The sequence below is a fragment of the Desulfoprunum benzoelyticum genome, assembly GCF_014201505.1.
Classification (GTDB): domain Bacteria; phylum Desulfobacterota; class Desulfobulbia; order Desulfobulbales; family Desulfocapsaceae; genus Desulfoprunum; species Desulfoprunum benzoelyticum.
Genome location: NZ_JACHEO010000015.1, coordinates 1 through 25,869, shown reverse-complemented (window position 1 = coordinate 25,869; position 25,869 = coordinate 1). Strand labels below are relative to the sequence as shown.

The 25,869-nt window shown below is 60.8% G+C and carries 25 protein-coding genes; 17 read left to right on the top strand and 8 right to left on the bottom strand.

Annotated features, from left to right (window positions below):
* Window positions 1-122 precede the first annotated feature (122 nt).
* The 7 genes from rpmE to HNQ81_RS12195 all read left to right on the top strand — a co-directional run bounded on the left by rpmE (window position 123) and on the right by HNQ81_RS12195 (window position 6,963).
* The gene (gene rpmE / locus HNQ81_RS12225; protein WP_183351588.1) at window positions 123-341 is read left to right on the top strand and encodes a 50S ribosomal protein L31; all 219 of its coding nucleotides are present in this window, start codon (window positions 123-125) and stop codon (window positions 339-341) included.
* Window positions 342-475: 134 nt separating this feature from the next.
* The gene (gene prfA / locus HNQ81_RS12220) at window positions 476-1,546 is read left to right on the top strand and encodes a peptide chain release factor 1 (protein WP_183351587.1); all 1,071 of its coding nucleotides are present in this window, start codon (window positions 476-478) and stop codon (window positions 1,544-1,546) included.
* A gap of 49 nt (window positions 1,547-1,595) precedes the next feature.
* Window positions 1,596-2,480: a peptide chain release factor N(5)-glutamine methyltransferase gene (gene prmC, locus HNQ81_RS12215; RefSeq protein ID WP_183351586.1), complete on the top strand. Its 885-nt coding sequence runs from the start codon at window positions 1,596-1,598 to the stop codon at window positions 2,478-2,480.
* Between the two features lie 7 nt (window positions 2,481-2,487).
* The gene (murA, locus tag HNQ81_RS12210; RefSeq protein WP_183351585.1) at window positions 2,488-3,762 is read left to right on the top strand and encodes a UDP-N-acetylglucosamine 1-carboxyvinyltransferase; all 1,275 of its coding nucleotides are present in this window, start codon (window positions 2,488-2,490) and stop codon (window positions 3,760-3,762) included.
* Window positions 3,763-4,186: 424 nt separating this feature from the next.
* Window positions 4,187-4,792 carry a superoxide dismutase gene (locus HNQ81_RS12205; protein WP_183351584.1) on the top strand — a complete coding sequence of 202 codons (606 nt, stop codon included), beginning with the start codon at window positions 4,187-4,189 and terminating at the stop codon, window positions 4,790-4,792.
* A 118-nt stretch (window positions 4,793-4,910) separates the two neighbouring features.
* The gene (locus HNQ81_RS12200; protein WP_183351583.1) at window positions 4,911-5,756 is read left to right on the top strand and encodes an AAA family ATPase; all 846 of its coding nucleotides are present in this window, start codon (window positions 4,911-4,913) and stop codon (window positions 5,754-5,756) included.
* 16 nt (window positions 5,757-5,772) lie between these two features.
* Window positions 5,773-6,963 (top strand): vWA domain-containing protein, encoded by a 1,191-nt coding sequence (locus HNQ81_RS12195; protein ID WP_183351582.1) that lies wholly within the window; start codon window positions 5,773-5,775, stop codon window positions 6,961-6,963.
* Window positions 6,964-7,003: 40 nt separating this feature from the next.
* On the opposite strand, the gene HNQ81_RS12190 is transcribed toward HNQ81_RS12195, so the two are convergent.
* Window positions 7,004-8,887, bottom strand: coding sequence for a bifunctional acetyl-CoA hydrolase/transferase family protein/GNAT family N-acetyltransferase (locus HNQ81_RS12190; protein WP_183351581.1), 1,884 nt, complete (start codon window positions 8,885-8,887; stop codon window positions 7,004-7,006).
* A gap of 304 nt (window positions 8,888-9,191) precedes the next feature.
* On the opposite strand from HNQ81_RS12190, the gene HNQ81_RS12185 reads away from it, so the two are divergent.
* On the top strand, window positions 9,192-9,926 hold the full coding sequence (locus tag HNQ81_RS12185; RefSeq protein ID WP_183351580.1) for a metallophosphoesterase family protein: 735 nt from the start codon (window positions 9,192-9,194) through the stop codon (window positions 9,924-9,926).
* 9 nt (window positions 9,927-9,935) lie between these two features.
* On the opposite strand, the gene HNQ81_RS12180 is transcribed toward HNQ81_RS12185, so the two are convergent.
* The 5 genes from HNQ81_RS12180 to HNQ81_RS12160 all read right to left on the bottom strand — a co-directional run bounded on the left by HNQ81_RS12180 (window position 9,936) and on the right by HNQ81_RS12160 (window position 13,768).
* Window positions 9,936-11,312 carry a serine/threonine-protein kinase gene (locus HNQ81_RS12180; RefSeq protein ID WP_183351579.1) on the bottom strand — a complete coding sequence of 459 codons (1,377 nt, stop codon included), beginning with the start codon at window positions 11,310-11,312 and terminating at the stop codon, window positions 9,936-9,938.
* Between the two features lie 177 nt (window positions 11,313-11,489).
* The gene (locus HNQ81_RS12175) at window positions 11,490-11,903 is read right to left on the bottom strand and encodes an iron-sulfur cluster assembly scaffold protein (RefSeq protein WP_183351578.1); all 414 of its coding nucleotides are present in this window, start codon (window positions 11,901-11,903) and stop codon (window positions 11,490-11,492) included.
* Window positions 11,904-11,962: 59 nt separating this feature from the next.
* The gene (gene hgcB / locus HNQ81_RS12170; RefSeq protein ID WP_183351577.1) at window positions 11,963-12,256 is read right to left on the bottom strand and encodes a mercury methylation ferredoxin HgcB; all 294 of its coding nucleotides are present in this window, start codon (window positions 12,254-12,256) and stop codon (window positions 11,963-11,965) included.
* Window positions 12,257-12,269: 13 nt separating this feature from the next.
* Window positions 12,270-13,466: a mercury methylation corrinoid protein HgcA gene (gene hgcA / locus HNQ81_RS12165; protein WP_250697409.1), complete on the bottom strand. Its 1,197-nt coding sequence runs from the start codon at window positions 13,464-13,466 to the stop codon at window positions 12,270-12,272.
* Entirely contained in the window at window positions 13,463-13,768 is a 306-nt protein-coding gene (locus HNQ81_RS12160) for an ArsR/SmtB family transcription factor (RefSeq protein ID WP_183351576.1), read from the bottom strand. The genes hgcA and HNQ81_RS12160 overlap by 4 nt, the downstream gene beginning before the upstream one ends.
* A 273-nt stretch (window positions 13,769-14,041) precedes the next feature.
* Here HNQ81_RS12160 and galU point away from each other — a divergent pair, with 273 nt between their 5' ends.
* The 3 genes from galU to HNQ81_RS12145 are packed head-to-tail and all read left to right on the top strand — an operon-like array spanning window position 14,042 to window position 17,203.
* Entirely contained in the window at window positions 14,042-14,905 is an 864-nt protein-coding gene (galU, locus tag HNQ81_RS12155; protein ID WP_183351575.1) for a UTP--glucose-1-phosphate uridylyltransferase GalU, read from the top strand.
* 46 nt (window positions 14,906-14,951) lie between these two features.
* A complete protein-coding gene (gene gmd, locus HNQ81_RS12150) occupies window positions 14,952-16,070 on the top strand; it encodes a GDP-mannose 4,6-dehydratase (protein ID WP_183351574.1) in 1,119 nt (372 codons plus the stop codon).
* Between the two features lie 44 nt (window positions 16,071-16,114).
* A complete protein-coding gene (locus tag HNQ81_RS12145; protein WP_275888816.1) occupies window positions 16,115-17,203 on the top strand; it encodes a GDP-L-fucose synthase family protein in 1,089 nt (362 codons plus the stop codon).
* A gap of 35 nt (window positions 17,204-17,238) precedes the next feature.
* On the opposite strand, the gene HNQ81_RS12140 is transcribed toward HNQ81_RS12145, so the two are convergent.
* Window positions 17,239-18,549: a hypothetical protein gene (locus HNQ81_RS12140; RefSeq protein WP_183351573.1), complete on the bottom strand. Its 1,311-nt coding sequence runs from the start codon at window positions 18,547-18,549 to the stop codon at window positions 17,239-17,241.
* 311 nt (window positions 18,550-18,860) lie between these two features.
* On the opposite strand from HNQ81_RS12140, the gene HNQ81_RS12135 reads away from it, so the two are divergent.
* Window positions 18,861-19,928, top strand: a complete 1,068-nt coding sequence (locus HNQ81_RS12135) for an iron-containing alcohol dehydrogenase family protein (RefSeq protein ID WP_183351572.1) — start codon at window positions 18,861-18,863, stop codon at window positions 19,926-19,928.
* 65 nt (window positions 19,929-19,993) lie between these two features.
* Here HNQ81_RS12135 and ovoA read toward each other — a convergent pair whose 3' ends face one another.
* The gene (gene ovoA, locus HNQ81_RS12130) at window positions 19,994-22,141 is read right to left on the bottom strand and encodes a 5-histidylcysteine sulfoxide synthase (RefSeq protein ID WP_183351571.1); all 2,148 of its coding nucleotides are present in this window, start codon (window positions 22,139-22,141) and stop codon (window positions 19,994-19,996) included.
* Window positions 22,142-22,509: 368 nt separating this feature from the next.
* Between ovoA and HNQ81_RS12125 the strand changes: the two genes are divergently transcribed.
* From HNQ81_RS12125 to HNQ81_RS12110, 5 genes are all read left to right on the top strand, one after another.
* On the top strand, window positions 22,510-22,818 hold the full coding sequence (locus tag HNQ81_RS12125) for a hypothetical protein (protein ID WP_183351570.1): 309 nt from the start codon (window positions 22,510-22,512) through the stop codon (window positions 22,816-22,818).
* Window positions 22,819-22,962: 144 nt separating this feature from the next.
* On the top strand, window positions 22,963-23,928 hold the full coding sequence (locus tag HNQ81_RS12120; protein ID WP_183351569.1) for a hypothetical protein: 966 nt from the start codon (window positions 22,963-22,965) through the stop codon (window positions 23,926-23,928).
* A 273-nt stretch (window positions 23,929-24,201) separates the two neighbouring features.
* The gene (locus tag HNQ81_RS12115; protein ID WP_183351568.1) at window positions 24,202-24,951 is read left to right on the top strand and encodes a sulfite exporter TauE/SafE family protein; all 750 of its coding nucleotides are present in this window, start codon (window positions 24,202-24,204) and stop codon (window positions 24,949-24,951) included.
* Window positions 24,952-25,017: 66 nt separating this feature from the next.
* Entirely contained in the window at window positions 25,018-25,314 is a 297-nt protein-coding gene (locus tag HNQ81_RS18280; RefSeq protein ID WP_420842281.1) for a CBU_0592 family membrane protein, read from the top strand.
* A 24-nt stretch (window positions 25,315-25,338) separates the two neighbouring features.
* Entirely contained in the window at window positions 25,339-25,818 is a 480-nt protein-coding gene (locus tag HNQ81_RS12110) for a pyridoxamine 5'-phosphate oxidase family protein (protein ID WP_183351567.1), read from the top strand.
* Window positions 25,819-25,869 lie beyond the last annotated feature (51 nt).

Genomic DNA, 25,869 nt, shown 5'->3' with positions numbered 1-25,869 from the left:
TTGAACTCTTGTGAAGACAAGGTATAATATTTTGTTTGTGTCAAAGAAAGCTTGCGCTTTTCCTGAAGAATAATCGACGTACAACGTGATCATAGAGAAGTGAATCGGAGGAAGAAAACGTCATGAAAGATGGTATACATCCTGAATTTAATACAATAAAAGCCGTGTGTGCCTGTGGGAACGAAGTCGAGCTGGGGTCGACCCTGCACGAGATCAGAGTGGAGATATGCTCCGCCTGCCATCCTTTTTTTACCGGTAAGCAGAAACTCGTCGACACCGCCGGCCGCATCGAGAAATTCAAACAGCGTTACGCCAAACATTTCGAAAAGAAAGGCAAATAAAATCCTGTTCGCCGGAGGCTGCTGCTCACGACTTTACTACACCTGCGGATTACAGCCGATAAAGCCCACAGTGATGCGTTGCCATGACTGTGGGCTTTTCTTTTTGCACCTCATATCAGCAATATCCTGTATTTATGATCGATGTATTTGATAACATAGAAGAAAAGCTGCAACACCTGGAAGGTCGGCTCTCTGATCCGGACCTGGTGGGCAATCAGCAGGAATTCCAGAAGGTTGTGCGGGAGCATGCCCATCTGGTGAGACTGCATTCCCTGCACACCGATCTGCAACAGGTTCAGCGGGATATCGCCAACAACCGGGTAATTCTTCAGGACGATGACGAAGATCAGGAATTGAAGGACCTTGCCCGGGCCGATATCGAGGAACTGGAAGACAAAGAGAGGGCCATCGATCGTGAAATCAAACTGGTGCTGCTGCCCAAAGATCCCAACGATGATCGCAATATTTTCCTCGAGATCCGTGCCGGCACCGGTGGCGATGAGGCGGCTCTGTTTGTGGCCGATCTCTTCCGGATGTATTCGCGCTTTGCCGAATCGATGGGCTGGCGGGTCGAGATCATGAGTTCGAGCCCGCTGGGGATTGGCGGGTTCAAGGAGATCATCGCGATGATCAGCGGCGATCAGGTCTACTCCAAGCTCAAGTACGAAAGCGGGGTCCACCGGGTGCAGCGGGTGCCGGAGACCGAGACCCAGGGGCGGATTCACACCTCGGCGGTGACCGTGGCCATCCTGCCCGAGGCCGACGAGGTCGAACTCAACATCGATCCGAACGAACTCAAGTTCGATGTCTACCGTTCCTCGGGACCGGGTGGCCAGAGCGTCAATACCACCGATTCGGCCGTCCGGGTCACCCATCTGCCGACCGGTCTGGTCGTGACCTGCCAGGACGAGAAGTCGCAGCACAAGAACAAGGCTAAGGCCCTGGTCGTCCTCCGGGCGCGGCTGCTCGACCGGATGCAGCAGGAACACCACGACAGGATTTCCCAGGACCGGAAAAGCCAGGTCGGCTCCGGTGATCGCAGCGAGCGGATTCGCACTTACAACTTTCCGCAGGGGAGGATGACCGACCACCGGATCAATCTGACGCTGTACAAGCTCGACGCCATCCTCAACGGCAAACTCGAGGATGTCATCTTTCCCCTGATCGCCCATGACCAGGCTGAGCGGCTGAAGGCCATCCAGTAGCAGTTCCGCCTGTTCCCGCTGATCGGGCAGGCCATGATGTCATGACACCATGCAAGTGATCGATCTCCTCCACACCGCCACCCGGGAGCTGGCCGAGGCCGGCGTCGACGGCGGTGATCTCGACGGCCAGCTGCTGCTCGGGGCCTGTCTGAACAAGAGTCGGACCGAGCTGTTTCTGGCGGCGGACATGGAGGTGCCGGAAGAAGCGCGGCGCGTCTTCCTTCGCTATCTCGAGCGGCGGAAGCGACGGGAACCGATCGCCTATATCCTTGGCGAACGGGAATTCTGGTCGCTGCCCTTCATCGTCAATCCCTCGGTCCTGATCCCGCGGCCGGAGACAGAGTTCCTGGTCGAGCAGGTCCTGGCGGCCTGCCGCCCAAGAAGGGGATTGCATGACGGATGGATACTCGATCTCTGCTGCGGCAGCGGGGCGATTGCCGTCGTTCTCGCCCTCGAACTGCAACGGGATATCGTCGCCGTCGATATTTCCTGCGATGCCCTGGCGGTGGCGCAACAGAATTGCCGCCGGCACAAGGTCGACGATCGGGTCGCCCTGGTGAAGGCGGATCTGTTAACGGCCTTTGCCGCCGAGCGGCGATTTTCCCTGCTGGTGTCGAATCCGCCCTATGTCAGCCGCCGCCAGCTCCGCCAGGGGCTGGACCCTGAGGTTGCCGGCTATGAACCCTTGCTGGCCCTCGACGGCGGCGAAGATGGGCTTGACATCATTGCCAGGATCAAGGAAATGCTGCCTGTGATCATGCGCCCCGGCGGCGAGGTCTTCATCGAGATCGGGGCAGAGCAGGGTCCGGCGTTGTTGCGGATGTTTGCGCCCTCGGCCGGGGCTGCCGAACTGGTCAAAACGGTTGAGATACTGAAAGATTATGCGGGACGCGACCGTGTCCTGCATCTTCTATTGAGCGGGTACGGAAGGTAGAGAGAACATGGAAAAACTGATAGTCGAGGGCGGTGTTGCCCTGCAGGGTACGGTACGGATAAGCGGGGCAAAGAATGCGGCCCTGCCGCTCATCGCGGCGACACTGCTGGCGCCGGGTCGGCACAGGCTCGGCAATGTCCCGAATCTGCGGGACACCCGGACCTTTCTGAAACTCATGGAAAACCTCGGGGTCCGGCATGAACGGCTGGGGGATGTGCTCACCATCGACAGCACCGATCTGCGCAGTGCCGAGGCGCCCTACGATCTGGTCAAGACGATGCGGGCCTCGGTGCTCGTTCTCGGGCCGCTGCTGACCCGGATGGGCAAGGCCAAGGTATCGATGCCGGGTGGCTGTGCCATCGGTGCCAGGCCGATCAATTTTCATATCACCGGTCTCGAAAAACTGGGGGCGACCTGTCGCCTCGAACGTGGCTATGTCGATGCCGAGATCGACGGCAGGCTGCAGGGCGACACCGTCTATTTCGACATCCCGACCGTCACCGGCACCGAAAATCTTCTGATGGCCGCCGTCCTGGCTGAGGGTACCACCATTTTGAAGAATGCCGCCCGGGAACCGGAGATTGCCAACCTCATCGACATGCTGACCGGCATGGGGGCGCGTATCGAAGGACGGAACACCGACCGCTTGACGATCCATGGCGTTGACGAGCTGCGGCCGGCCGATTGCGATATCATTCCCGATCGCATTGAGGCCGGCACCTACCTCATTGCCATCGCCGCAACCGGTGGCGAAGGGACCATCACCCATTGCAATCCCGCCCATCTGCCGTCGCTGCTTGAAAAGCTGCGGCTGACCGGCCTTATCGTCGACGAAGGCGACTCGACCGTTTCAATACGCTGGCCGAAGACGAAACCGCGATCGCTCAAGAGCGTGGACATCAAGACCATGCCCTATCCGGGGTATCCGACCGACCTGCAGGCCCAGTTCATGGCCCTGATGGCGCTCAGTACCGATGTCTGCGTCATCACCGAGACCATTTTCGAGAACCGTTTCATGCACGTGGCGGAATTGCAGCGGATGGGGGCCGATATCCGGATCGACGGCCACAGCTGCGTCATCAATGGCCATGGCCTGCAGGGACTGAGCGGGGCCCAGGTCATGGCGACCGACCTCCGGGCCAGTTCCTCGCTGGTGATTGCCGGGCTTGCAGCCTCGGGACGGACCGAGATTTCCCGGATCTATCACCTCGAACGAGGCTACGAGAACCTGGTGGAAAAACTCACCGGTCTTGGCGCCCGTGTCTGGAAGGAACAGGAATAACCCCGGTGACCGCTGTGTCCCTGTAGCCTGGCCAATCGACGATCGGCCGGTATCTGCTGGCCCGGATAGCCACCATCTCGACCGGGGCCGGTGTCCAGACCGGGCGCCCCCCTCTCTTCTCCCCACTTCTCTCTCCACCTCGGCCTGGCTGCCCTCTGATGTGTCGGTCCCGATCCCGGGAGCCTTGGATTTTTCGGCCTTCGCAGATTGACTCTATTCAGTTCGGTAGTTAGTTTACCCTAAAAGACATGAGACCGGAACGCGAGGATGTTCAGAAACCGTGAAGTCCGGTCCCACGGCAGGCACCGTTCTGAATGATCTTCCGCGGTTGTTCCGGGAGCTCATTTCGTTGTATCCAACCATAACCGGCTGAAGCCTGGGAATTTTTCAGGATTGCCGTCAGTACAGATCAAGGAGGTATCCCATGAGTCATATATTACCCGAACTTCCCTATGCTTACGATGCCCTCGAACCGTACATCGATGCCCGGACGATGGAGATCCACCATACCAGGCATCATCAGGCCTACATCACCAACCTCAATGCCGCGATCAAGGACAAGGTCGAGCTCCAACAGATGAGCGTCGACCAGCTGATCCGTAACCTTGATGAGATCCCGGAGGAGATCCGCACCATCGTCCGCAACCACGGCGGCGGTCATGCCAACCACAGTTTCTTCTGGCCGCTCCTGAAAAAGGATGTCGCCCTCGCCGGGCCGATCGCCGACGCCATCACGGCCGATTTCGGTAGTTTCGAAAACTTCAGGGAAAAATTCACTGCGGCGGCCACCAGGGTGTTCGGCAGCGGCTGGGCCTGGCTGACCGTCGACAACCGTAAACTGGAGATCGTCGCCACCCCGAACCAGGACAGTCCGATCATGCTCGGCAAGATCCCGGTGCTTGGCCTCGATGTCTGGGAGCATGCCTACTACCTGCTGTACCAGAACCGCCGGCCTGACTATATCGCCGCCTTCTTCAACGTCATCAACTGGGAAAAGGTCAACGACAATTTTCTCGCCGCTGTCAACTGATCCCATTGCCGGCTCTCTGCGGGAACAAACAACCCTCTCCTGTTGACACGGGAGGGGGTTGTTTTGTAGTGTGTCATGCGAACGGTAAAAATCTTCATACATCTTGATAAGGAACGGAATGGAACTCAATCGATTCACAGGGTCGAGCCGGTATGTGCTCGACGAGGAACTGGCCAAGATCGTCAATATCTCCATGGCCCTGGAGATGCCTCTGCTGCTGAAAGGGGAGCCCGGCACCGGTAAGACCATGCTGGCTCACGCGATCGCCGAGACCCTCGGCATGCCGTTGATCATTCTCAACGTCAAATCAAACATGAAACTGGTTGAGGCCCTGTACCAGTACGACACCCTGACCAGGCTGAACGACAGCCGTTTCGGCGACTCACGCCGGGATGTGAGCGACATCCGCGAGTACATCCGGATGGGCCGGATCGGCCAGGCATTCACCGCCGAAAAGCGGACCGTCCTCCTCATCGATGAAATCGACAAGGCCGAAACCGAGTTTCAGGACGACATGCTCGATGTCCTCGACCAGATGCAGTTCGATATCATCGAGACCGATGAAATGATCAAAGCCCGGCATCGGCCGGTGATCATCATCACCTCGAATGCCAAGAAGGATCTGTCCGACCCGTTCCTCGGCCGCTGCAATTTCCACCACATCGCCTTCCCCGAGCCGAAGATGATGCGCCGCATCATCGATACCCATTTTCCGGATATTCCGGAGAAGTTGGCGGAGAGTGCGATCCGCACCTTCTACGAGCTTCGCAATATCGATGGGCTCGAGAAGAAACCGGCGACCAGGGAGCTGCTCAACTGGATCAGGGCCTTGCAGGCCGATCCGGATTTCCGCCGTGGCGAGGCGCTCGATCGGGAGATTCCGTACCTCGGCGTCCTGTTCAAGAAAAGCGGCGATTACCTGAAGTCGGCCAACCTCATCATGAAGCGGGGCTTCTTCCGCTGAGCGGAAGCTGAGGCCGGTGTTCATCCAATTCTTCTATACCCTCCGTGATGTAGGGATTCCGGTCAGCCCAACCTCGTTCCTGCTGCTGCAGCGGGCGATGGGTGAGGGGCTGGTCAACTCGCTCGACGATTTCTACACCGCCGCCCGGGCCATCCTCGTCAAGAGCGAAAAATACTTCGACCTCTACGACCAGGTCTTCGCCCACACCTTCGAGGGGGCCGATCTGGCCCAGGCCGGCGAGGCCGAATTCGACCTCGTGGCCGCCGGTCTGCTCGACGAGTGGCTGAAGAACCCGAAGCGGCTGGCCCATGCCCTGGGCCTGGATGAGAAGAAGCTGGCGTCGATGTCGCCGGAAGAGGTGCTGGCCTATTTCAAGAAGCGGTTGCAGGACCAGAAGGAGCGGCATGCAGGCGGATCGAAATGGATCGGCACCGGCGGGACCTCGCCTGTCGGTCATTCGGGGTATCATCCCGGCGGCATGCGGGTCGGCGGCGAATCGATGAACCGCTCGGCGGTGAAGGTGGCAGGGGAGCGGCGTTACCGCGATTATTCGACCGACGGGCCGCTGACGCGGCGGTCGCTGACCGAGGGCTTGAAGCGGCTCAGGCATCTGGTGCCGCAGGGGGTGCGGGACCGGATCAACGTCGACAGCAGCATCTATCAGACCATCAGGAATGGCGGCGAGATCGAACTGGTGTTCGACCGGGCGACCGTCGACCGTCTCAAAATCATCCTCGCCATCGACAACGGCGGCTGGTCGATGGAACCCTACGTCGATGTCGTGCAGGCGCTGTTCAACTCGGCCCGGACCCAGTTCAAGGAACTGAAGACCCTCTATTTCCACAACACCATCTATGACCAGCTGTGGGAGGACGCGTCGCGGATGCGGCGTCCGGTGGCGGTCGACGACCTGATCCGCCGTGATCCGGAGAGCCGCCTGATCATCATCGGTGATGCCTCGATGGCCCCCTACGAATTGATGGCCACCGATGGTTCGATCCATGCCTTTGAACGCAGCGGCCGGCCCAGCATCGAACGATTGCGGCTGTTGGCGGCCACCTTCCCCCATGCGGCATGGCTCAATCCGATCCCGAAGCGCGACTGGCAGTTCACCCGGACCATCGAACTGATCCGGGCGATCCTGCCGATGTTCGAACTGTCCCTCGACGGCCTCGATCAGGCCGTCGCCCATCTGATGCGGCGCTGAAGACCGGCAGGCAAGTCTTCAGCCGCGTCGGGAAGGAGGTTCAGGCGAGAACGTCGAACAGGCAACTGAGGACGAGATCGCCTTCCTCATAATGGGTCTTGACCTTGTAGGGAAGGGTTTTGAACAGGCGGATCATGCCGGTGTTGCTGGGGATGGTATAGGCGATCAGGCCCCGCATGCCATTCTCCCGGCTCGCAGCAGCCAGCTTCTTGAGGAAGATCTTGCCCATTCCCCTGCCCTGGAACTCGGGGCTGATCGAAAAGGCCACTTCGGTCATGTTCGAGTCCTTGAGCATCATGCATTCGGCGACGCCGACGATTTTGCCGAAACCGAATTCGCCCACCACCGCGACCAGGGTCAGGTCATGGACATAATCGACATTTGATCGCGATTGAACGTCGGACCGGCCGAAGATCGTTTTCTGGTGGAAGAAGCGGGAGAAAACGTCCTCTTTCGGCAGACTGTAGAAATGTTCCTGAATCCGCCGTTCGTCCACCGGTTTCGCCGGGCGGATGATGACCTGTTGGCCGTCGATCTCGATCGTTTCCTCCAATCGGACGGGGTAGACCGCCTTGACCGCCTCGCCGAGGGTCCTCTCGCTGCCGATCAGCCCCTGTTCCTTGGCGGCGGCAAACAGTTCTTCACGGAAATCGGGGTGGGCGATGCTGATCATTGCGATCGCCCGCTCCTGCAGACTCTTACCGAAAAGGTTGACTGCCCCGTATTCCGAGACAACATAATGGACATCGCCGCGCGGCACCACCACGACGCGATCGAAGGTGGGGAGGATGTTGGAGCGGATCCCATCCGGCGTTTCCTCGGTGGAGAAGATCATCAGGATCGATTTGCCGCCCGGCGAGCGGCGGGCGCCCCTGACAAAATCCGGGATGCCGGAGACGCCGGCGAAACGGGTGACGGCCGAGGCCTCCGCCGCCACCTGTCCGGTCAGGTCCATGGTCCGGGCGACATTCATCGACACCATCCGGTGATGCTGGGCGATGATGAACGGGTCGTTGACATAGTCGGAGGGATGGAAGTCCACCGCCGGATTGTCGTTGAGGAATTCGTAGAGATTGCGGCTGCCGATCGCCATGGAGGCGACCATCTTGCCCTCGTTGATCCCCTTCTTGCGGTTGTTGATATTGCCGACGGCATACAGATGCATGATGTCGTCGGTCAAAAACTGCGAGTGGATGCCGAGGTCGTTCTTGCTGGCAAGTCCCTGCACGGTCGCCTGGGAGGCGGCGTCGAGGCCGATCTGCAGCGTCGACCCGTCCTCGATCAGACGGGCGATGTGACTGCCGATGGCCTGGGCGGCGTCGGAATAAGTCTGGCGATTGGACGGGATTGAAACCAGCTCCTCCTCGCACTCGACGATCACATCGACATCGTTGACATGGAGAAAGCTCTGGCCCATGACCCTCGGCATGCGCGGATTGACCTGGGCGATGACGAAATCGGCGGAACGGGCGGCGGCGAGGGTTACATCGACCGAGATGCCGAGACTCATCCAGCCGAAGTCATCCGGCGGCGAGACCTGGACCAGGGCGACGTTCAGCGGCAGTTTCCTGGTGGTGAACAGGGCCGGGACGTCGGACATGTTCATCGGGGTGATAAATCGCTTGTGGAGGGCGATGGAAGGTTCCCGCGTCGAGCCGAGATAGATCGAGCGGATGTTGAGACTGGTATCTTTGGTACGGTTGGCGATGGCGGTCAGCGACGTCGTTTCCCGGCCGAGCAGACGGACGATTTCCAGACCGCTGAGGTGGTTGGAGCTGTCGCTGAGGGTTTTGACCAGCGCCTGCGGCTCGCCGCACCCCGAGCCGATAAAGACCCTCTGTCCCGATCGTATCATATTGATGGCATCGGTGGCGGTTGCCAGTTTTTCGACGTATCTGTCTGCCCAGTATTGCGGAGTCGGCATAATCTTCCTCATGGCCCCGGCAACGGTTGGACGGCCGGAGGGGTTGGCGGTTTTTTTCAGCGGCGTCTGCCTGATCTGAACGGTTGAATCGACAGATCGCAGAATACCACATTTGCCGGCTGAAGTGAAAGGAAGAGTGGCTCCGATAGCCGGAGCCGACGGGACCTTTTTCGGCATTACGAACGATGCAGGATATCTGTTTGCTGTTTCGTACTCCTCGGGATACCATAATCTCATAAGGAGGCGAAGAGAGCTCGGGTCGGACGCTGCTGCGGCGCCGGACCAGTCTCCGGGAAAAAGAGGGATGCGCTTAGCCGTTTTTTCAGATATCCATGGCAACCTGGAGGCGCTGGAGGCATTCTGCGCCGATGTCGAGAGCCAGAGGATCGACCGCTACATGTGCCTCGGCGACATCGTCGGCTACGGTGCCGATCCGGAGGCCTGTGTCGTCCGTCTCCGCTCCCTGCCGAATATCGAGTTCATCCTCGGCAACCATGACCATGCGGTCGTCGGCGCCCCCTGCAGCATGCGTCGGGACGCCCGCCGGGTCATTGAGTGGACGAAAAGGCAGTTGAGTGCCGAGAGTCTGTACTTCCTGCAATCCCTCGATGTCTTTCGCAACTGGGGCGATGCCCTGTTCTGCCACGCCAACCCCTACAGGCCGCTGGAATGGTACTATGTGGCCGACAAATCGCACATCTCCCGGTCCTTTGCCCGGAGCAGGGCGAAGATACTGTTTGTCGGCCACACCCATGTGGCCATGGCGATCACGCGGCGCAATTTTTTCTGCGTCTACCTGCGTCACCCTCGCAACGGGACGATCGTACCGGCGGCCGAGCTCAACCGGCAGATCTTCAACTGCGGCAGCATCGGCCAGCCACGGGACGGCGATCCGCGCGCCTCGTACCTGATCTACGACAGCGACAAGAAGAGTGTGGAATTCATCCGGGTTGCCTACGATCATGCCGCCGCCTCCCGCAAGATCCGGGAGGCCGGGCTGCCGGAGATTTTTGCCGAACGTCTTGCGACCGGGAGCTGATCGCCCGGTTCAGGTCTGCAGTTCCTCAACCCTGGTCTGTTCCGGCAGGTACAGACCTTTGCCGAACCCCGGCAAGGATTTGAGGATGTCTTCACGCAGGGCGACGGCGTCGGCATAACGGCGCTCCAGCGCCGGGTCCAGGCAGCGCATGATGATCCTTTCGAGGGCCGCCGGAACGCGATCGTCTATTTCGTGGGGTTCGGGGACCCTGCAGGGTATGTCGATCGCCGCCGGGAACGGGTTCTCCTGGTGGAACAGGGGATAACAGCCGGTCGCCAGGACATAGAGGATGACGCCGATGGCCCAGACGTCGCTGGCCAGGCAGCTTTTGCCCTCGAACTGTTCCGGGGCCATGAAATTGAGGGTTCCCCCCGAGGCGGCATCGGCCTTTTCCCAGGAAAGATCCCGGGCGATGCCGAAATCGAGGAGCTTCAGCCGGCCGTCACCGGTGACGAGGATATTCTCCGGTTTGATGTCGCGGTGCATGATCCGGTGCTGGTGCGAATAGGCTGTCACCGACAGCAGCTGGAGGAAGAGCGACTCCCTGGCGGTGGCGGTCAGGCCCTTTTCGAGCCGCCGGTCGAGGGATTCCCCGGCGACGTATTCCTGGATCAGGATGTACATTCCCTCCTCTTTCACCACTTCGATCAGGCCGGCGATGTTGGGGTGGTGGATCAACCGCTTGAGGATGGCGGCGGAACGCAGGGTGCGGACGTTCATCATGGCCGTGTGCGGGATCTTGGCGGCGGCGAGTTCCTTGCGGCCGTCTTCCTGCACCAGCCAGACGTCGCCGTAGGCGCCGCTTCCCAGCAGGCGGATCTTGCGCCACTTGTGAAAGATCCGGTCTTCTTCCTCGTCGATGACGAGCGAGGCGGGGGAAAAAAACGACAGGCCTTCCTGGAGGCGGGCGACCAGCCGGCGCCACAGGTTCTTGGTGCTCTGCTGGCCATGCTCGTCCCAGGGATAGGTCGGCTGTGGCGACTGCAGCAGGGCCTGGCCCCATTCGAGCAGGATATAGAAACGGATTGAAAAACTGTCCTCGTCCAAGGGCAGGATGCTGTAATCATCGGCGCCGGCGGCGATATAGGTCTGGACCCTTTTCGCCAGAACCGGCGGTACCAGGACGATCAGAGGGACCGGTCGGGGGAGCAGTTCGGCGAGGAGACGGATGTCGCGTTCCGGCCGCCTGGCCGCGGCATCGACATGAAAGAGGGCGAGGCAGATATCCTTCTCCGCAATCGGCGATTCGGCCCGATGAAGATCGGCGATGTCGATGGACAGGGCCTCGAGCTCGAAGGAGGCGATCAGTCTTCTGATGAGAGCCGTCTCCGGCGGCAGGAGTCCTGCCAGAAGGACGGTCTGCTCTGTCGTACCGGATGCATTCATCGTCGGCAACCGATCAGCGCTGGGCTGGGAATCTGCAGTACCGCGAATGGGGAACAGGGTACTGCCGGCGTCGAGGCAGCCCCTTATAGAGCCATTGTAGTGGTTCCGGCGCAAAAAGGTAAGCACATACCGGTGCCGCTGTCATTTTGTCGCCGGCGGGCGATGACGGCGAGCCCGTCAGCAGCGGGCGCAGCTGGTCGGGCCGAGTCTGGCGAGGTAATCCTGGACCGCTCGCTGCAGCGTCGTCTCCGCCAGCTGGGCGCAGTGGAGATGGGTGTCGGGGAGCTGGCCGATCTCATCCATGATGGTCATCATGTTGATTGTCCGCACCTCCTCGAGTGCCTTGCCTTGGGCCAGCAGGGCGGCGGTTTCGACACAGGATTTGCTGACCGAGCAGCCGTCGGTCCAGAAACTGGCGGCCAGGACCCTGCCGTCTTTGATTCGCAGGGCGATTTCCATCGTATCGCCGCAGTTGCCGGTGATCCGGGCGCTGCCGTCGGGGTTTTCGACCTGCTGATTGCCAAGGTAGTACAGGGTGAACCAGACGGCGATCAGGCAGAACAGGAGGAGGATGGCGATCAGGATATTCATTGATGGTGACCTGGGGCAGGAAGACAATAAAGGTGTCCGGAAAAAGGTGACGACAGAACTCAGCAGTTGCAGCCGGAAACCGTTTTGCCGGTGATCCTCGACAACCAACGGTTGATGATCAGGGCGGCGCAGCCGCAGCCGTCATCGGGGTTGACGTAGATGGCCGCGACCGGGCAATTGGTGGCGCAGGCGCCGCATTCCATGCAGCCGTCGGGGTCGATGACGGCCGCCTTGTTGTCTTCGAGCCGGAAAATCCGGTGCGGGCAGACGGTGACGCAGTTGCCGCAGCCGATGCATGCTTCCCGGTCGAGGCGGAGGATGGCGGCGCCATCGATATAGCGAAAATCCTTCATTGTCGTCTCCTTATCAGGCAAAGGCGCTCCAGATCCACAACCCCAGGGCGAGCGTCGTACCGCCCAGTTGGAAGGCGAGGCCGCGGCGCATTTCCAGGCCGACCCCTGACAGTGAGGTGTACGGGGTGGAACCGGTGAAGTTCATCGCCAGGTAGGAGGCGACGCTGGCGGCCCACAGCACGAGGGCGATTGCGGCGGGCAGGTCGGCTGTCCAGGTGGTCGGCAGCAGGGCGGCCATAGCGGTCATAGCGGTCAACCCGCCGACCAGCGCCCCCTTGAGCCAGAACTGGCGGCTGGGTATCCACGGCAGCAGGAGCGGGGTGAGAACCGCCCCGGCCAGCACCGCCAGCAGGGAGGCGATAAGCGCCTGGATGCCTCTGGTCCCGGCGGCGCTCAGGGAGTAGACCTCCGGGCCGATGCCGGAGAGCAGAAAAAGGACTGCCGTTGCTGCCAGGAAAGGCTTCCACAGCAGGCAGATTTCAACCGGGATCAATACCGCCCGTTCGCCGGTGTTGAAGGTCACGGTGCGCATGGCCTCGTCGGCCTGACGGTTCCGGTGAAGGTAGGTGGGGATGTCCTTCGCCTGGATCGGGCCGAAGATGCCGTTGAAACCGCAGGCCTTGCGCAGCCTGCCGGCGGCCACCCCGACGGCGGCCAACTGCGGCAGGATCAGTTCGCGGTGGCGGACGATCTCGGCCAGGCGGGTGGATTTCACCTGGTAGGCTACCTCGTCTGTCGAGAAGGTCTTCTTGCCGGCGGCGCACCAGACGTTGATGCCGCGGGTGTCGACGACGAGGATCCAGGCATCGATGCCGGGCAGTACTTGCCGCAGGGCGTCGAAGCTCAATTTGTAATTGGCGGTTACGAGAACCGGTGAATCCAATCCGGGCCTGCCGATACCGTACAGGCCGGGAATGACTTTGTAATTGCTGCGGTAGTAGCCGCTCCTGGCGCCGATGGTGCCGAGATGGTCACGCCAGGTGAGAGTGGTGCTGACCAGCGGCACCGGACCGACCGCCGTGGCGATGAAGTCGGCGACATAGGGAACGATCCGGTAACCGGGACGCTCGTGGACCCCTGACCGGGGATCGGGTTTCGGGCCTCAGCAGGGGGCGGCATCACCGTGATCGGCCGGCGGCGCCAGGGGGGAGGCCATCGGCAGGGTGGGAAAGGGCTGCAGGTTCATGTGGTGTTGGGGTCCGGGGTTCATGGTTGTTCTTCCAGGCAGGGGGAAAGCAGCGCCGACAGCGCTGTCGCAAGGGTGGCCAGCCGTTGCCGGTCGGCACAGTAGCAGGTCCTGGGGCCTTCGACCTCGCCGATGATCAGTCCCGCCTCTTTCAGTACCTTCAGGTGCTGGCTGACCGTCGACTGAGCGAGCGGCAGGATCTCGACGATCCGGCCGCAGATGCAGCGTTCCTCGAGCAGCAGCTGCCTGAGAATTCCGATGCGGGCGGGATGGCCCAGGGCCTTGCACATCCGGGCGGCGTCAACTGTGGTCAGATCGGTGTCCATGGGCAAGTGCCGGGTTGAAGAGATGGGGCGTCGGTATTCGGCTCTGTTCTATCGTTAAATTACGATAAAGGGTCCGGCCGCTGTTGTCAACCATCATGTGACCATAGCCGCATGGAGTGCGGAACCCAGCCGCAACCCGCTCGGACAGGCCGGGATAAACGGCGCATTAAGGCATAGGCGGTTTACATTTTCCTGGATTTCCAATATAATGGAGTCGTATCGTCAAGCGGATCGATTGATCACTCCCGAACATAACCAATACCAGTGAACACTATGAAAATACGTAAAGCCGTCTTCCCGGTGGCGGGTCTCGGCACCCGCTTTCTGCCGGCAACCAAGGCCATGCCCAAAGAGATGCTGCCGGTTGTCGACAAACCGCTGATCCAATATGCGGTCGAAGAGGCCCTGGCCTCCGGCATCGAGCAGATCATCTTCGTTACCGGCAGCGGCAAGAGCGCCCTCGAGGATCATTTTGACCGGTCCTTCCAACTCGAGGAGACGCTGAAACAGCGCAATAAGAAGGAGTTGCTGCAGGTTATCGAGTCGATCGTGCCGAATTCCGGCACCATCATCTATACCCGGCAGAGCGAGCCGCTCGGTCTCGGCCATGCCATCTGGTGCGCCCGGGATATCGTCGGCGATGAGCCCTTCGCCGTCCTGCTGGCTGACGACCTGATCCAGAGCGATGTCCCGGTCCTGCATCAGATGGTCCAGGAATTCGATCGCTTGCGGGCCTCGATGGTGGCGGTCATCGAGGTGCCGAAAGAGGAGACCTCGAAATACGGCATCCTCGAAACCGAGGAACCGGTCAGCGGCACCATCCGGGTGCGGCGGATGGTGGAGAAACCGCCGGCCGATCAGGCCCCGTCAAATATCGCCGTTATCGGCCGCTACATCCTGACGCCGCAGATCTTCAGCATCCTCGGCGGCCATCACAAAGGGGCCGGCGGCGAGATCCAGCTCACCGACGCGATGTCGAAGCTGCTGCATACCCAGCCGATCTTCGCTTACAAGTTTCAGGGGGTCCGTTTCGATTGCGGCGACAAGGCCGGCTTCCAGATGGCCAATCTCGCCTTCTCCCTCGAGCGGCCGGAGATGCGGGACAGCCTGCAGGCCTTTATCCGGACCCTCGTATGAGGCATCAGCGCAGTTTCATGGGCGGCATAGCGGGCAGGGCCATACAATGAAAAAAGCATTGATCACCGGTATCACCGGCCAGGACGGGGCCTACCTCGCCGAATTCCTGCTCGGCAAAGGCTATCAGGTTCACGGCATCAAGCGTCGGTCGTCGCTGTTCAACACCGCCCGCATCGACCATCTCTACCAGGACCCGCACGAGGGGGAGCGCCGCTTCATCCTCCACCATGGCGACCTGACCGACTCGTCGAGCCTGATCCACATCATCGAGAAGATCAAACCGGACGAGATCTACAATCTCGCCGCCCAGTCCCATGTCGCCGTGTCCTTTGAAGAACCGGAGTACACGGCGAATTCCGACGCCCTCGGCACCCTGCGCCTGCTCGAGGCCATACGCATCCTCGGTCTGACCCAGACCACCCGCTTCTACCAGGCCTCGACCTCGGAACTGTTCGGCAAGGTGCAGGAGGTCCCGCAGAACGAGACGACCCCGTTCTATCCCCGCTCCCCCTACGCGGTGGCCAAGATGTACGCCTACTGGATCGTCGTCAACTACCGTGAGGCCTACGGCATCTATGCCTGCAACGGCATCCTCTTCAACCACGAGTCACCGCTGCGCGGCGAGACCTTCGTCACCCGCAAGATCACCCGGGCCCTGGCCCGGATTTTCCTTGGTTTTCAGGACTGTCTCTATCTCGGCAATCTCGACGCCCGGCGGGATTGGGGCCATGCCCGCGATTACGTCGAGATGCAGTGGCTGATGCTGCAGCAGCAGGAGCCGGAGGACTATGTCATCGCCACCGGCGAGCAGCACTCGGTCCGTGAGTTCGTGGACGCCGCCGCCGCCGAGCTCGGCCTGACCCTCAGCTGGCAGGGCGAGGGAGTCGAGGAGATCGGGGTGGTCGACAGCCTGCCGCCGACCTGTGCCGCTGCCGACCTCCGTCCGGGCAGCGTCGTGGTCCGGGTCGATCCCCGCTATTTCCGGCCGACCGAGGTCGAGACCCTGCTCGGTGACCCAAGCAAGGCCAGGGAGAAACTGGGCTGGGTGCCGACAACCGGTTTTGCCGATCTGGTGGCCGAGATGATGCGCGCCGATCTCGACGACGCCAACCGCGATGCCCTCTGTCGGCGCGAGGGCTTCACCGTCCTCAACCATAACGAGTGAACGACAGCGCTGCAGGTGCCGGCAGCGGCAGGGGAGGAGTCTGGATGGCTGAAGAATCGGTGAAAGAAACGGCGATGCTGGCGCCGACCATGCGGATCTATGTCGCCGGCCATCGCGGCATGGTCGGGGCGGCGATCATCCGCCGGCTGGAGCGATCGGGGTTTGCCCACATCGTTACCCGGACCCATGCCGAGCTCGATCTCATCTGTCAGGCGGATGTGCGGGAATTCTTCCGCACCGAGGCTATCGACTACGTGGTTCTGGCCGCCGCCCGGGTCGGGGGAATCCACGCCAACAACACCTATCCCGCCGAGTTCATCCACACCAACCTGATGATCGAGGCCAATGTCATCCATGAGGCCTGGCGGGCCGGGGTCAGGCGCCTGCTCTTTCTCGGCTCTTCCTGCATCTACCCCAAGTTCGCGCCCCAGCCGATGCGCGAGGAGGACCTGCTCACCGGCATCCTCGAGCCGACCAACGAGCCCTACGCCATCGCCAAGATCGCCGGGATCAAGATGTGCGAGGCCTACAACCGCCAGTACGGCACCTGCTTCCGCTCCGTCATGCCGACCAACCTCTACGGCCCGGGCGACAACTATCATCTCGACAACAGCCATGTCATCCCGGCGATGCTCCGCAAGTACCATCTGGCGAGACTGGCGGCCGCGGGCGAGGTCGAGGCCATCCGTCGCGACGAGGCGCGCTACGGGGCGATCCCGGCCGATATCCGCGCCGCCATCGGCCTGGCCCCGGACTCGTCCCGCCTGGTCCATGACCGACCGCAGGTCGTGCTGTGGGGCAGCGGCACACCGCGCCGCGAGTTCCTCCATGTCGACGACATGGCCGCCGCCTGCGTTCATGTCATGGGGCTCGGCCAGGATGTCTTCGCCCCCCCGGCGCCGTCGTTCCTCAACGTCGGCACCGGCCACGACATCACCATCCGCGAGACCGCCGATCTGATCGCCGCCCTGGTCGGCTTTGGCGGCGACACGGTCTTCAACCCCGAACAGCCGGACGGCACGCCGCGCAAGCTCCTGTCCACCGATCGCATCACCGCCCTCGGCTGGCAGCCGCGGCTGTCGCTGCAGGCAGGCCTGGCCGACGCCTACCGCTGGTACCTTTCCCCGGCCTGAGCCGATCGCGGCCTTACCCCGGGTCGCCGCCTGCCTTAACGTTCGATCTGCCGCCGGAACAGCCTGATCATGTCGTCACGGATCGCTCTGTGATCGAGATGGAAGATATCGCTCGGGAAGAGCAGTTCGGCCACCCCCGAATCGAAGATCCGTCGGACCTCGTATTCGTCGTGGGAGACGTCCTGCTGGTACATGTAGTTCAACCAGGACCGGTTGGTGTGGATGATGAACTCGACCCGCATGCCGCCGAGCCGGGCGAAGAACTTGAACATCGGCGTCTTGCTGCTCGAGCCGGTACAGGTGATCTTGTAGGCCGAATCCTTCGTCAGGGTGTCGGAGATATCCTCCAGCACCAGGAAGGAATCGGCCTTCGAGGCGCTGCGGACCAGCCGGTTCTGGAACATCTTGATATCGGCGATCGTTTCGAGCACCGCCATCAGGCCGAGCTCGTCATCGACCGCCACCGCCGGGTTCTTCTCGTTCTTGCGCAGCAGCTTGAGGACCTTGGCCTCCGGCGACTTCTTGCGGATCGAGACGTAGATCGGAATATCCCGGTCGCCGGCGATGAAGCGGCGGCGTTTGAGCAGCGTCAGCTTGACATGCGGTTCGGGCAGGATTTTTTTCGCCTGCTCCCTGTCGATGACCTTTACATCGGTGCAGCTGAAGTCGTCGGGGGCGTGGCGGGAGAGGAGATAGACGATTTCCAGCTCGCCGATTTTCAGCCGGTGGCTCCACACGTAGTCGTTGAGGAATTCGAGAAACAGCGAAAATTTCTCCTCGATCTTGGTCTCGCGTTCGCGCTGGTCGATGCTGCCGGCCAGGTTCATCAGCACCAGTTTGCGCCGGGCCTCGAAGCGGGCCTTCTTGTGGTAGCGGTCATCGAACATGATCAGCAGCAGGTTGACCGGGTCGTTGGTGACCTCGATCTCGTTGGTCGTGGCGATGTGCGAGGCGTAGGGGGCCATGATCTTGGTCTTCAGCAGGTTGATGACGGCATCGGCGGTCCTCGCGTACTCGTAAATCCTGGCCTCGATCTCGCGTGGTGTCCCTTCGACCCCGAACATGTTGCCGAGCAGGGTGCAGGCCCGATGGCTGCGTTCCCGGCGCAGGCGCGGGGTGCTGATCAGGGCGGGGATCTGCTCGAATCCCCTGACGTTGAGAAACTCGAAGATCTGGCTGCGCAGAGCCCGGTATTTGGTGACGTTGAGGCGGTTGTGCCGCAGCTGCAGCAGCCATTCCCTGGTCTTTTTCGAGAACGGGGAATCGAGCTGCACCGAGTCGGTGGTGGCGAGGGGGCCGTTTTGCTGCAGCGACGTGAACACGCTGTCCTGATCGAGAATGCTCATGCAGGCTTCCTGGTTGGTGGCTGCGGAGGGATCGGAAATAGCGGACTTTTGACACACTAGCTGTTCCATTGAGCTTGTCAAGGGGAAGCTGGGGCGACACGATGATGCCGACAGCCGCTTCAGTTGTCAACGACCGTTCAAAAACAACGCATATCCGGAGTGTTATCAGTCAGTATCGCTTTCCGCGGGAACAAACTCCCCTTGAGTTTTGGCCTGATATCTGGTACGGAGAGTGGGGACTGATGACGGGTGGCGGGAGCGGCTGGTCGATCCTCCCCCGGGATTGACAATTCATATACTCTGGAGTCAAAATGTATAGAAATTTCAGGATAGTACCGAATATAATTTTCGGCCGCGGCGCCTTCAACCAGCTCGACGATGTCATCAAACACAAGCGGACGAGCAGCGAATCCTATTTCGTCTTCGTGGTCGATGACGCCTTCACCGGTCAGCCGCTGGAGAGCCGGATCCCGCTCAAGGGCCGTGACCTGCTGTTGCGGGTCAATGTCGATGACGAACCGAAGACCACCTATATCGACGCCCTGGTCAAACAGATCCGGACCTATCACTTCGAAAAACCGGTCGGCGTTGTCGGGATCGGCGGCGGCAGCACGATGGACATCGCCAAGGCGGTCTCGCTGATGCTCAACAATCCCGGCTCCTCGGCCGACTACCAGGGCTGGGACCTGATCAAGTTCCCGGCCGTCTACCACGTCGCGGTCCCGACCCTGGCCGGTACCGGCGCCGAGATCTCGCGCACCGCGATCCTCACCGGGCCGGAGAAGAAGCTCGGCATCAACTCCGACTTCACCCTCTACGACCAGATCCTCCTCGATCCGGACCTGATCGCCGGGGTGCCGAAGGAGCAGTGGTTCTATACCGGCATGGACTGTTACATCCATGACGTCGAATCGCTGCAGGGCACCTTCATCAACGAGTTCAGCCGCGCCTACGGCGAGAAGTCGCTCGACCTGTGCCGCCAGGTCTTCCTTCAGGACCATCCCGACCGTGACGACAAGCTGATGATGGCCTCCTACTTCGGCGGCATGAGTATCGCCTACTCCCAGGTCGGGGCCTGTCATGCCCTGTCGTACGGCCTGTCCTATGTCCTCGGCATCCATCATGGCATCGGCTGCTGCATCGCCTTCGACTATCTCGACGAGATCTATCCTGAAGGCGTGGCCGAATTCCGGCAGATGATGGCCAGGCACGATATCTCCCTACCCCGCAATCTGACCAAGGGCCTCGACCAGGCGGCGATGGAGAAGATGGTGACCACCGCCCTCGGGCTGGTGCCGCTGTGGCAGAACTGCCTCGGGCCGGACTGGGCCGATATCATGACCCGCGAGCGGACGATGGAGCTGTACACCCGGATGTAGGCGGCAGGTAACAATCTGGAGAAGCCGGGACCCGGCGGGCCGCAGCGCGACCCGGCCGGGTTTTTTCATGCCCGCCTGCGCTCCCAGATCGTCATCTCGGCGAAACTGTGCTGGTACTTGCGCCGGGTCTCGCGGATGACGAAGGGGATGTCGGCAGGGGACGCGAGCAGCGTGAACTGCGGCGCCAGCAGTTCCTTCAGGCCGTCGAGGGTGGAGAACGGTTCGCCGTCGCGGCGGAAGCCGCCGAGCCAGCGCTCCCGGTCAGTGAACTCCAACAGCCAGGTGTACGGTGAGAGCAGCACCAGCAGACCACCCGGATTGATCCGGGCGGGGATCTCGCCCAGGAACTTGGCCGGATCGTAGAGGCGGTCGATGAGATTGGCGGCCAGCACCAGGTCATAGCCGGTGTAACGGGCCGGCAGGTTGCAGGCGTCGGCCTGGAAGAACTCGACCTTGTCCCGTGTCGCCTCGAGCCCGAACTGCTCCAGGTGCTTCTCGTGGTAGCTGACGATCTCCCCCTCCTCGATCCGGGTGTACTGGACCAGGCCCTCTTCCTTGAGGCGGGTGCCGATGCGGATGAAGCGGGCCGAAAAGTCGAGGCCGACCACCTGATCGAAATATTTCGCCAGCTCGAAGGTGGCCCGGCCGGTGGCGCAGCCGAGGTCGAGGGCGCGACGGCGGGGGCGGTCGCCGTACAGAGCCATGACCCGGTCGACGATGGCCCTGCCGAACTGCGGCACCCCGAAGTGGTCGTCGCCGTAATGGAATTCGCAGTACTGCGACACCTGGTCGTCGGTCTCGTAGGTTATGCTGGGGATCGCCACCGCCGCCGCCGATTCGACATAGCGGAAGCCGGCATGCTGGAAGAAGTGGCGGCGGAAGGCGTAGCGCGCGTCGCGGGTCGCCAGGTTGCCGGTCGAGATCCACGACCCGCCCTTGATCAGGTTGTGGCGGCCGTCAAAGGTCGGGGTCGAAAAATCGTCGTAATAGGGGTGGACCTCGAACCCGGGGAAGCCGGCGATCGGCATCTCGGTCCACTGCCAGACGTTGCCGATCACGTCGCCGAACCCGGCGCTCTGAAAGCGGTCGACCGGGCATGACGAGGCATACCACTCCAGGTTGATGTTGCCCGGCGCCTTGTCCCAGTACGGCTGGTCGGGCAGGCCGGCCAGCTGGCGGAGGCGGGCGTATTCGGCCTCGGTCGGCAGCCGCAGCTGCCTCCCGGTCGTCTCGCCCAGCCAGTTGCAGAAGGCCTTGGCCTCGAGATAGTTGACCTCGACCGGCCAGTTCCAGGGCATGGCGATTTCTTCCACCATCGTCCGCAACCACCAGCGCTCGCCCTCCCTGATCCAGAAGATCGGGTGCTCGGCTCGGCGGTACTGCCGCCAGTTCCAGCCCTCCTCGGTCCACCACCGCCGTTCCTGATAACCGTGATCATCGACGAAGGCGAGATATTCGCCGTTCGAGACGAGGTTGCGCGAGGCGGCAAACCCGGTCACCTCCTCCTCGAACCGCCCGAATTCGTTGTCCCAGCCGTACAGCGGGTGGTTGCGGTCCTTGCCCAGCCGCACCGGTCCTTCCGGCACCGGGAGCAGCTCGTTGGCCGGGGCCTCGCCCCACTCCCGGCAGATCGGCCACAGCGGATGTGTCTGCAGGTGTTCCAGCGGCAGCTGTCGGATCAGCACCGACGAGGTCTCGAGGTGGATGCGGGCGTGCTCGATACCCATCAGGATGGCCCAGGCCGGGCTGCTCCAGGTGATCGGCAGCGCCAGGGGGAGGGCGGTGATGACTGCGTCGATCAGGTTGCGGACCTGGCGCCGGAAGTCCTGGGCCTCGGCGACGCTCGGCCAGTCGTAATGGGTCTCGTCGAGGTCGTCCCACGACATCTCGTCGACCCCGACCGCGAACATCGATTCGAAGCGGGGGTTGATCCGCTCGCTGATGATGCCGGCGATGATCAGCTTGTTGATGTAGAAGGCGGCGGTGTGGCCGTAGTAGAAGATCAGCGGGTGGCGCAGCGGGTCGGCCCGCAGCGTGAAGGCCGCGTCGCTTGCCAGGGTGTCGAACAGCCGTTCGTCGAGTTCCCAGGTGGCGTGGAAATAGCGGCGGATCTCGTCGCGCTTGGCCTCCGGGTCGCCGCTGTCAAGGACGAGGGTCCGGGTGTTCTTCAGGTGCTGCATCTCGGGGCTGTAGGGTTTGGCGGCGCTGTGCATGATGGTCTCGGAGGATGTGGGTTGCTCTCCGGCCGGAAGGCGGCCGGCAGGTTCGATTGTGGAGGGATGCTGTGGCAGAGTATATGTCAGGCTCCGCCGAAAATCAACGATCGGCGGGCATCGGCGCGTGTACCCGGACTTGGGATGCATCTCCCCCGGCGTCGGCGATTGTCGGCCGACAATGAGTGATTATTGTTTTTCCTGAGAGTCGCTTGTTCCCATCACCATGGCCGCGGTGATAACCGGTGGCTGGAGAGGGTGATGCCGATATTGTCGGAGCAACGCCGCCCCGGTCGACGGGGCCGCGATCATGCCGGTGCAAGCGATGGCAACATCTCGTCGGAATGTACAATGACAGGAGGTTGAATATGAGAATGCAGAAAGAAATGATCGATGCATTCCATCTGGGTCATAGGGATTTCATCAGAAATCTCGAGGACTCGCTGGACATCCTTCACCATGATATCGATGAGTCAAGGGAAGTCGATACGATCTGTACCGGCGCGTGGTGCAAGGCGATCGAGAATTCGATCGATGAACTGGCGAACATGGTGTATTCGATCAGCGAACCGCGTTGGGTTGCGAAGAAGGACTCGGAAGAGATCCGTCGTCTCCGCACCGGAATTCACGATCTCTATACCAGATACCGCAGCCTGAGGGATGATGCGGTCCATTGAGAGGGCAGCAGGCATCTTGTTTTCAGGCGTTTACTGGGAGGCCAATCCGCATCGGTGATGGGGGCTGGCCTCCCGCCGTTGTTTCCGGGCGACCTCTCGAGCGGCACGGCGGACGAAGAACTATCTATTTCGGAGGGCGATACCATGTTTGATGCCGGCATCACCTGGCTGCGCGGGGCGGTCAACGATCTGCACCGGAAGCGGCAGCGTCGGCGGGATCTGCGCCAGGCGATCGAGGATGTGGTAGAGATTGCCGACCCGCTCATCCGGCTCGCCCATCGCTACCGCCGCACACTGGGTCCGGCGGTGGCAACGGCGATCGCCTACTGCGACGAGCTGGTCCGAGTGATACCGGGGCCGGTCCGGCTGCACCCGAACAGCTATTTTGACGATCCGCTGGTCAAGGCGGTCTTTCGCTCGGCCGATGAGATGGAGATCGTGCTGCGCAATGCCAGCAACCACGAACCGCCGGGGGCGGAGGAGGAGATATTCGGCCTGCTGCTGATGGATCGGACCGAGAAGACCGTTTTCGGGTCGTCCCGGCAGGGGGATGTCGTGATGAACAATGTCTCGATGCAGGCCGTGACCTTCACCAACCACCGGATCGTCGCTCGGGCCACAAACCTGCAGGCGACCATGATCCTGCTCAAACAGCGCATCCTGGAGGTCCTGGCCGGCGTGGCGCTGGAGCGGATCGCCGCCCTCAAGGCCAACCTGACCGAGCTGCGTGAACGGCGGCAACAGCTCGGCTCGATGTACCGGATCCTCTGCGGCAAGCCCAGGGTGTTCGAATTGTTCTGTCAGTCCGAACTGGCACAGGCGGAGAAGGTGCGCGAGGTCAAGGAGCTGCTGGGCGCCACCGACGAGGATATCAACGAGGCGAGGAAAGCGGTGGAAACGCCGGACGATACGCTCTTGCACCTCAAACGGATCATGGATTTCCCCGCCGACACCCTTGTCGTCCGGCCGCAATCGCTGCGGCTGGACTGGAAGAACGTCATCGTCGACGATCGCCGGGACACCGAGGCCCGCGAGATCACGCTGGCCGAATTTACCTTGAATCAACAATTGAAGCGCTCGGCGGTGCTGGTCCGTTTCGACCGTAAATGAGGGGAATCGTATCTGTCCGTCGCCAAGTCTCTTGAACAGACGTACTGTGTCGCCGTATGTAACTGAACAGAAAGATGGGCTGGCAAGCACTGGAAATGATGCTGCGCAGAGCAATCCAGATCTTGAAATGCATGGTGCAGGGAAGGTATTGTCCGATCTGCATGCCGTAATCGAAACAATAAAAATACAAGCAGCGTAACCGCTGGCTGCACTCGGATCCGGCAAACAGCACGGGGCCGGTGCGCAGCGCGTCAGGCATGACAGGGGCCACCATTGCTTTCCATTGAATCATTGGCGTTCGTCGCGGTCGTCTTTACCGTTGCCGGCTGGGTAAAGGGCGTAACCGGCATGGGACTTCCGACCGTTGCGATGGGGGCTCTGGGTTTGGTCATGGCTCCGGTACAGGCTGCCGCCCTGCTCCTCATCCCCTCGCTATTGACAAACATCTGGCAGTTCCTGGCCGGTCCGGCCAGGGGGGTGATTATCCGCCGCCTGCTGACCATGATGATCTGCGTCTGCATCGGCACTGCCTTCGGGATTGGCCTGTTGACCTCGGGATCGTCGCGGTGGCCGTCGATGGCACTCGGCGGTGTCCTGGCTGCGTATGCACTGCTGGCGCTCTTTCTTCCCCGGTTAGCGGTTCCGGCGCGGTTTGAACGTCGCCTGTCGCCCGTGATGGGCGTAATCACCGGCGTTGTCACCGGAGCCACCGGGGTTTTCGTTGTGCCGGCAGTGCCGTACTTGAGTGCGCTCGGATTTTCGAAGGACGAACTGGTGCAGGCGCTGGGGTTGTCATTCACGGTATCGACCGTCGCCCTGGGTGTCGCCCTGGCCACGGCAGGCAGCTTCCATCCGTCTGCGTTGTTGACATCCGTCGGTGCCGTTGTGCCGGCGCTTCTGGGAATGTACGTCGGTCAGCGCACTCGGGATCGCATTTCGCCCACCAGGTTCAGGCTGTGGTTTTTCAGCGCGATGCTTGTCGTTGGGATGTACATGCTGGTTCGAGGCATGCTCGGGCGGTGATGGCTGACTCCTCGCTCGAGCCGACCCTCTCCGGTTGGTGACGCAGTTCAACTCCTGGCCTGAAGAATGGAAGTGAGAACAATGGAATATCACTGGTATGATCTTGTTGGCAACATAGGGGTTTTTTGCATTTTAATCACCTATCTTCTGTTGCAGACAGGTATATTGCACAGCAATACGATACAGTTCAGTCTTTTCAACCTGATTGGCGCATTGTTGATTCTTGTTTCGTTGTATTTTGAATTCAATTTATCGGCATTTTTGATTGAATTTTTCTGGTTGTTGATCAGCTTAGTAGGCCTGTGGAAGTCGTTAAGGCCATACGTGTCAAAAAGAAGATTACACAATATCAAGTCAACATAATTGCACACACGAGCAGGTATACGAATGTTCAGAGATTTGAGAAGGAAAAGGCAGTTGTTATCTGAAGCGGCAACGATCGCAATATTGAACACCTGCACATCGGGAGTCCTGGCACTGACAGGTGACGACGAGTATCCGTATGCGGTCCCGTTAAGTTATGCCTATATGGATGGCCGGCTGTTTTTTCATTTTGCCCGGGCGGGGCATAAGATTGATGCCATCGCCAGGAATGACAAGGCCAGTTTTTGCGTTATCGCACAGGATGAAGTCATCGAGAAGACCTTTACGACCCATTTTCGCAGCGTCATTGTCTTCGGGAAAATCAGAATTCTCCTCGAAGACAATGAAAGAAGATATGCTCTCCAGTGTCTGGTGGAAAAATACTCTCCTCACTTTGTTGCAGAAGGTCAGCAGGAAATGCAACGGGAGTGGAGCAGGGTTTGCGTAGCGGAATTAAAAATTCTGATTACCACTGAAACTCAGCCTCGACAGATTTATCCGTGATGGGACTCTATCTGTCCTACCAACCATGGTAAGGTACTCTCTCAGAACAAC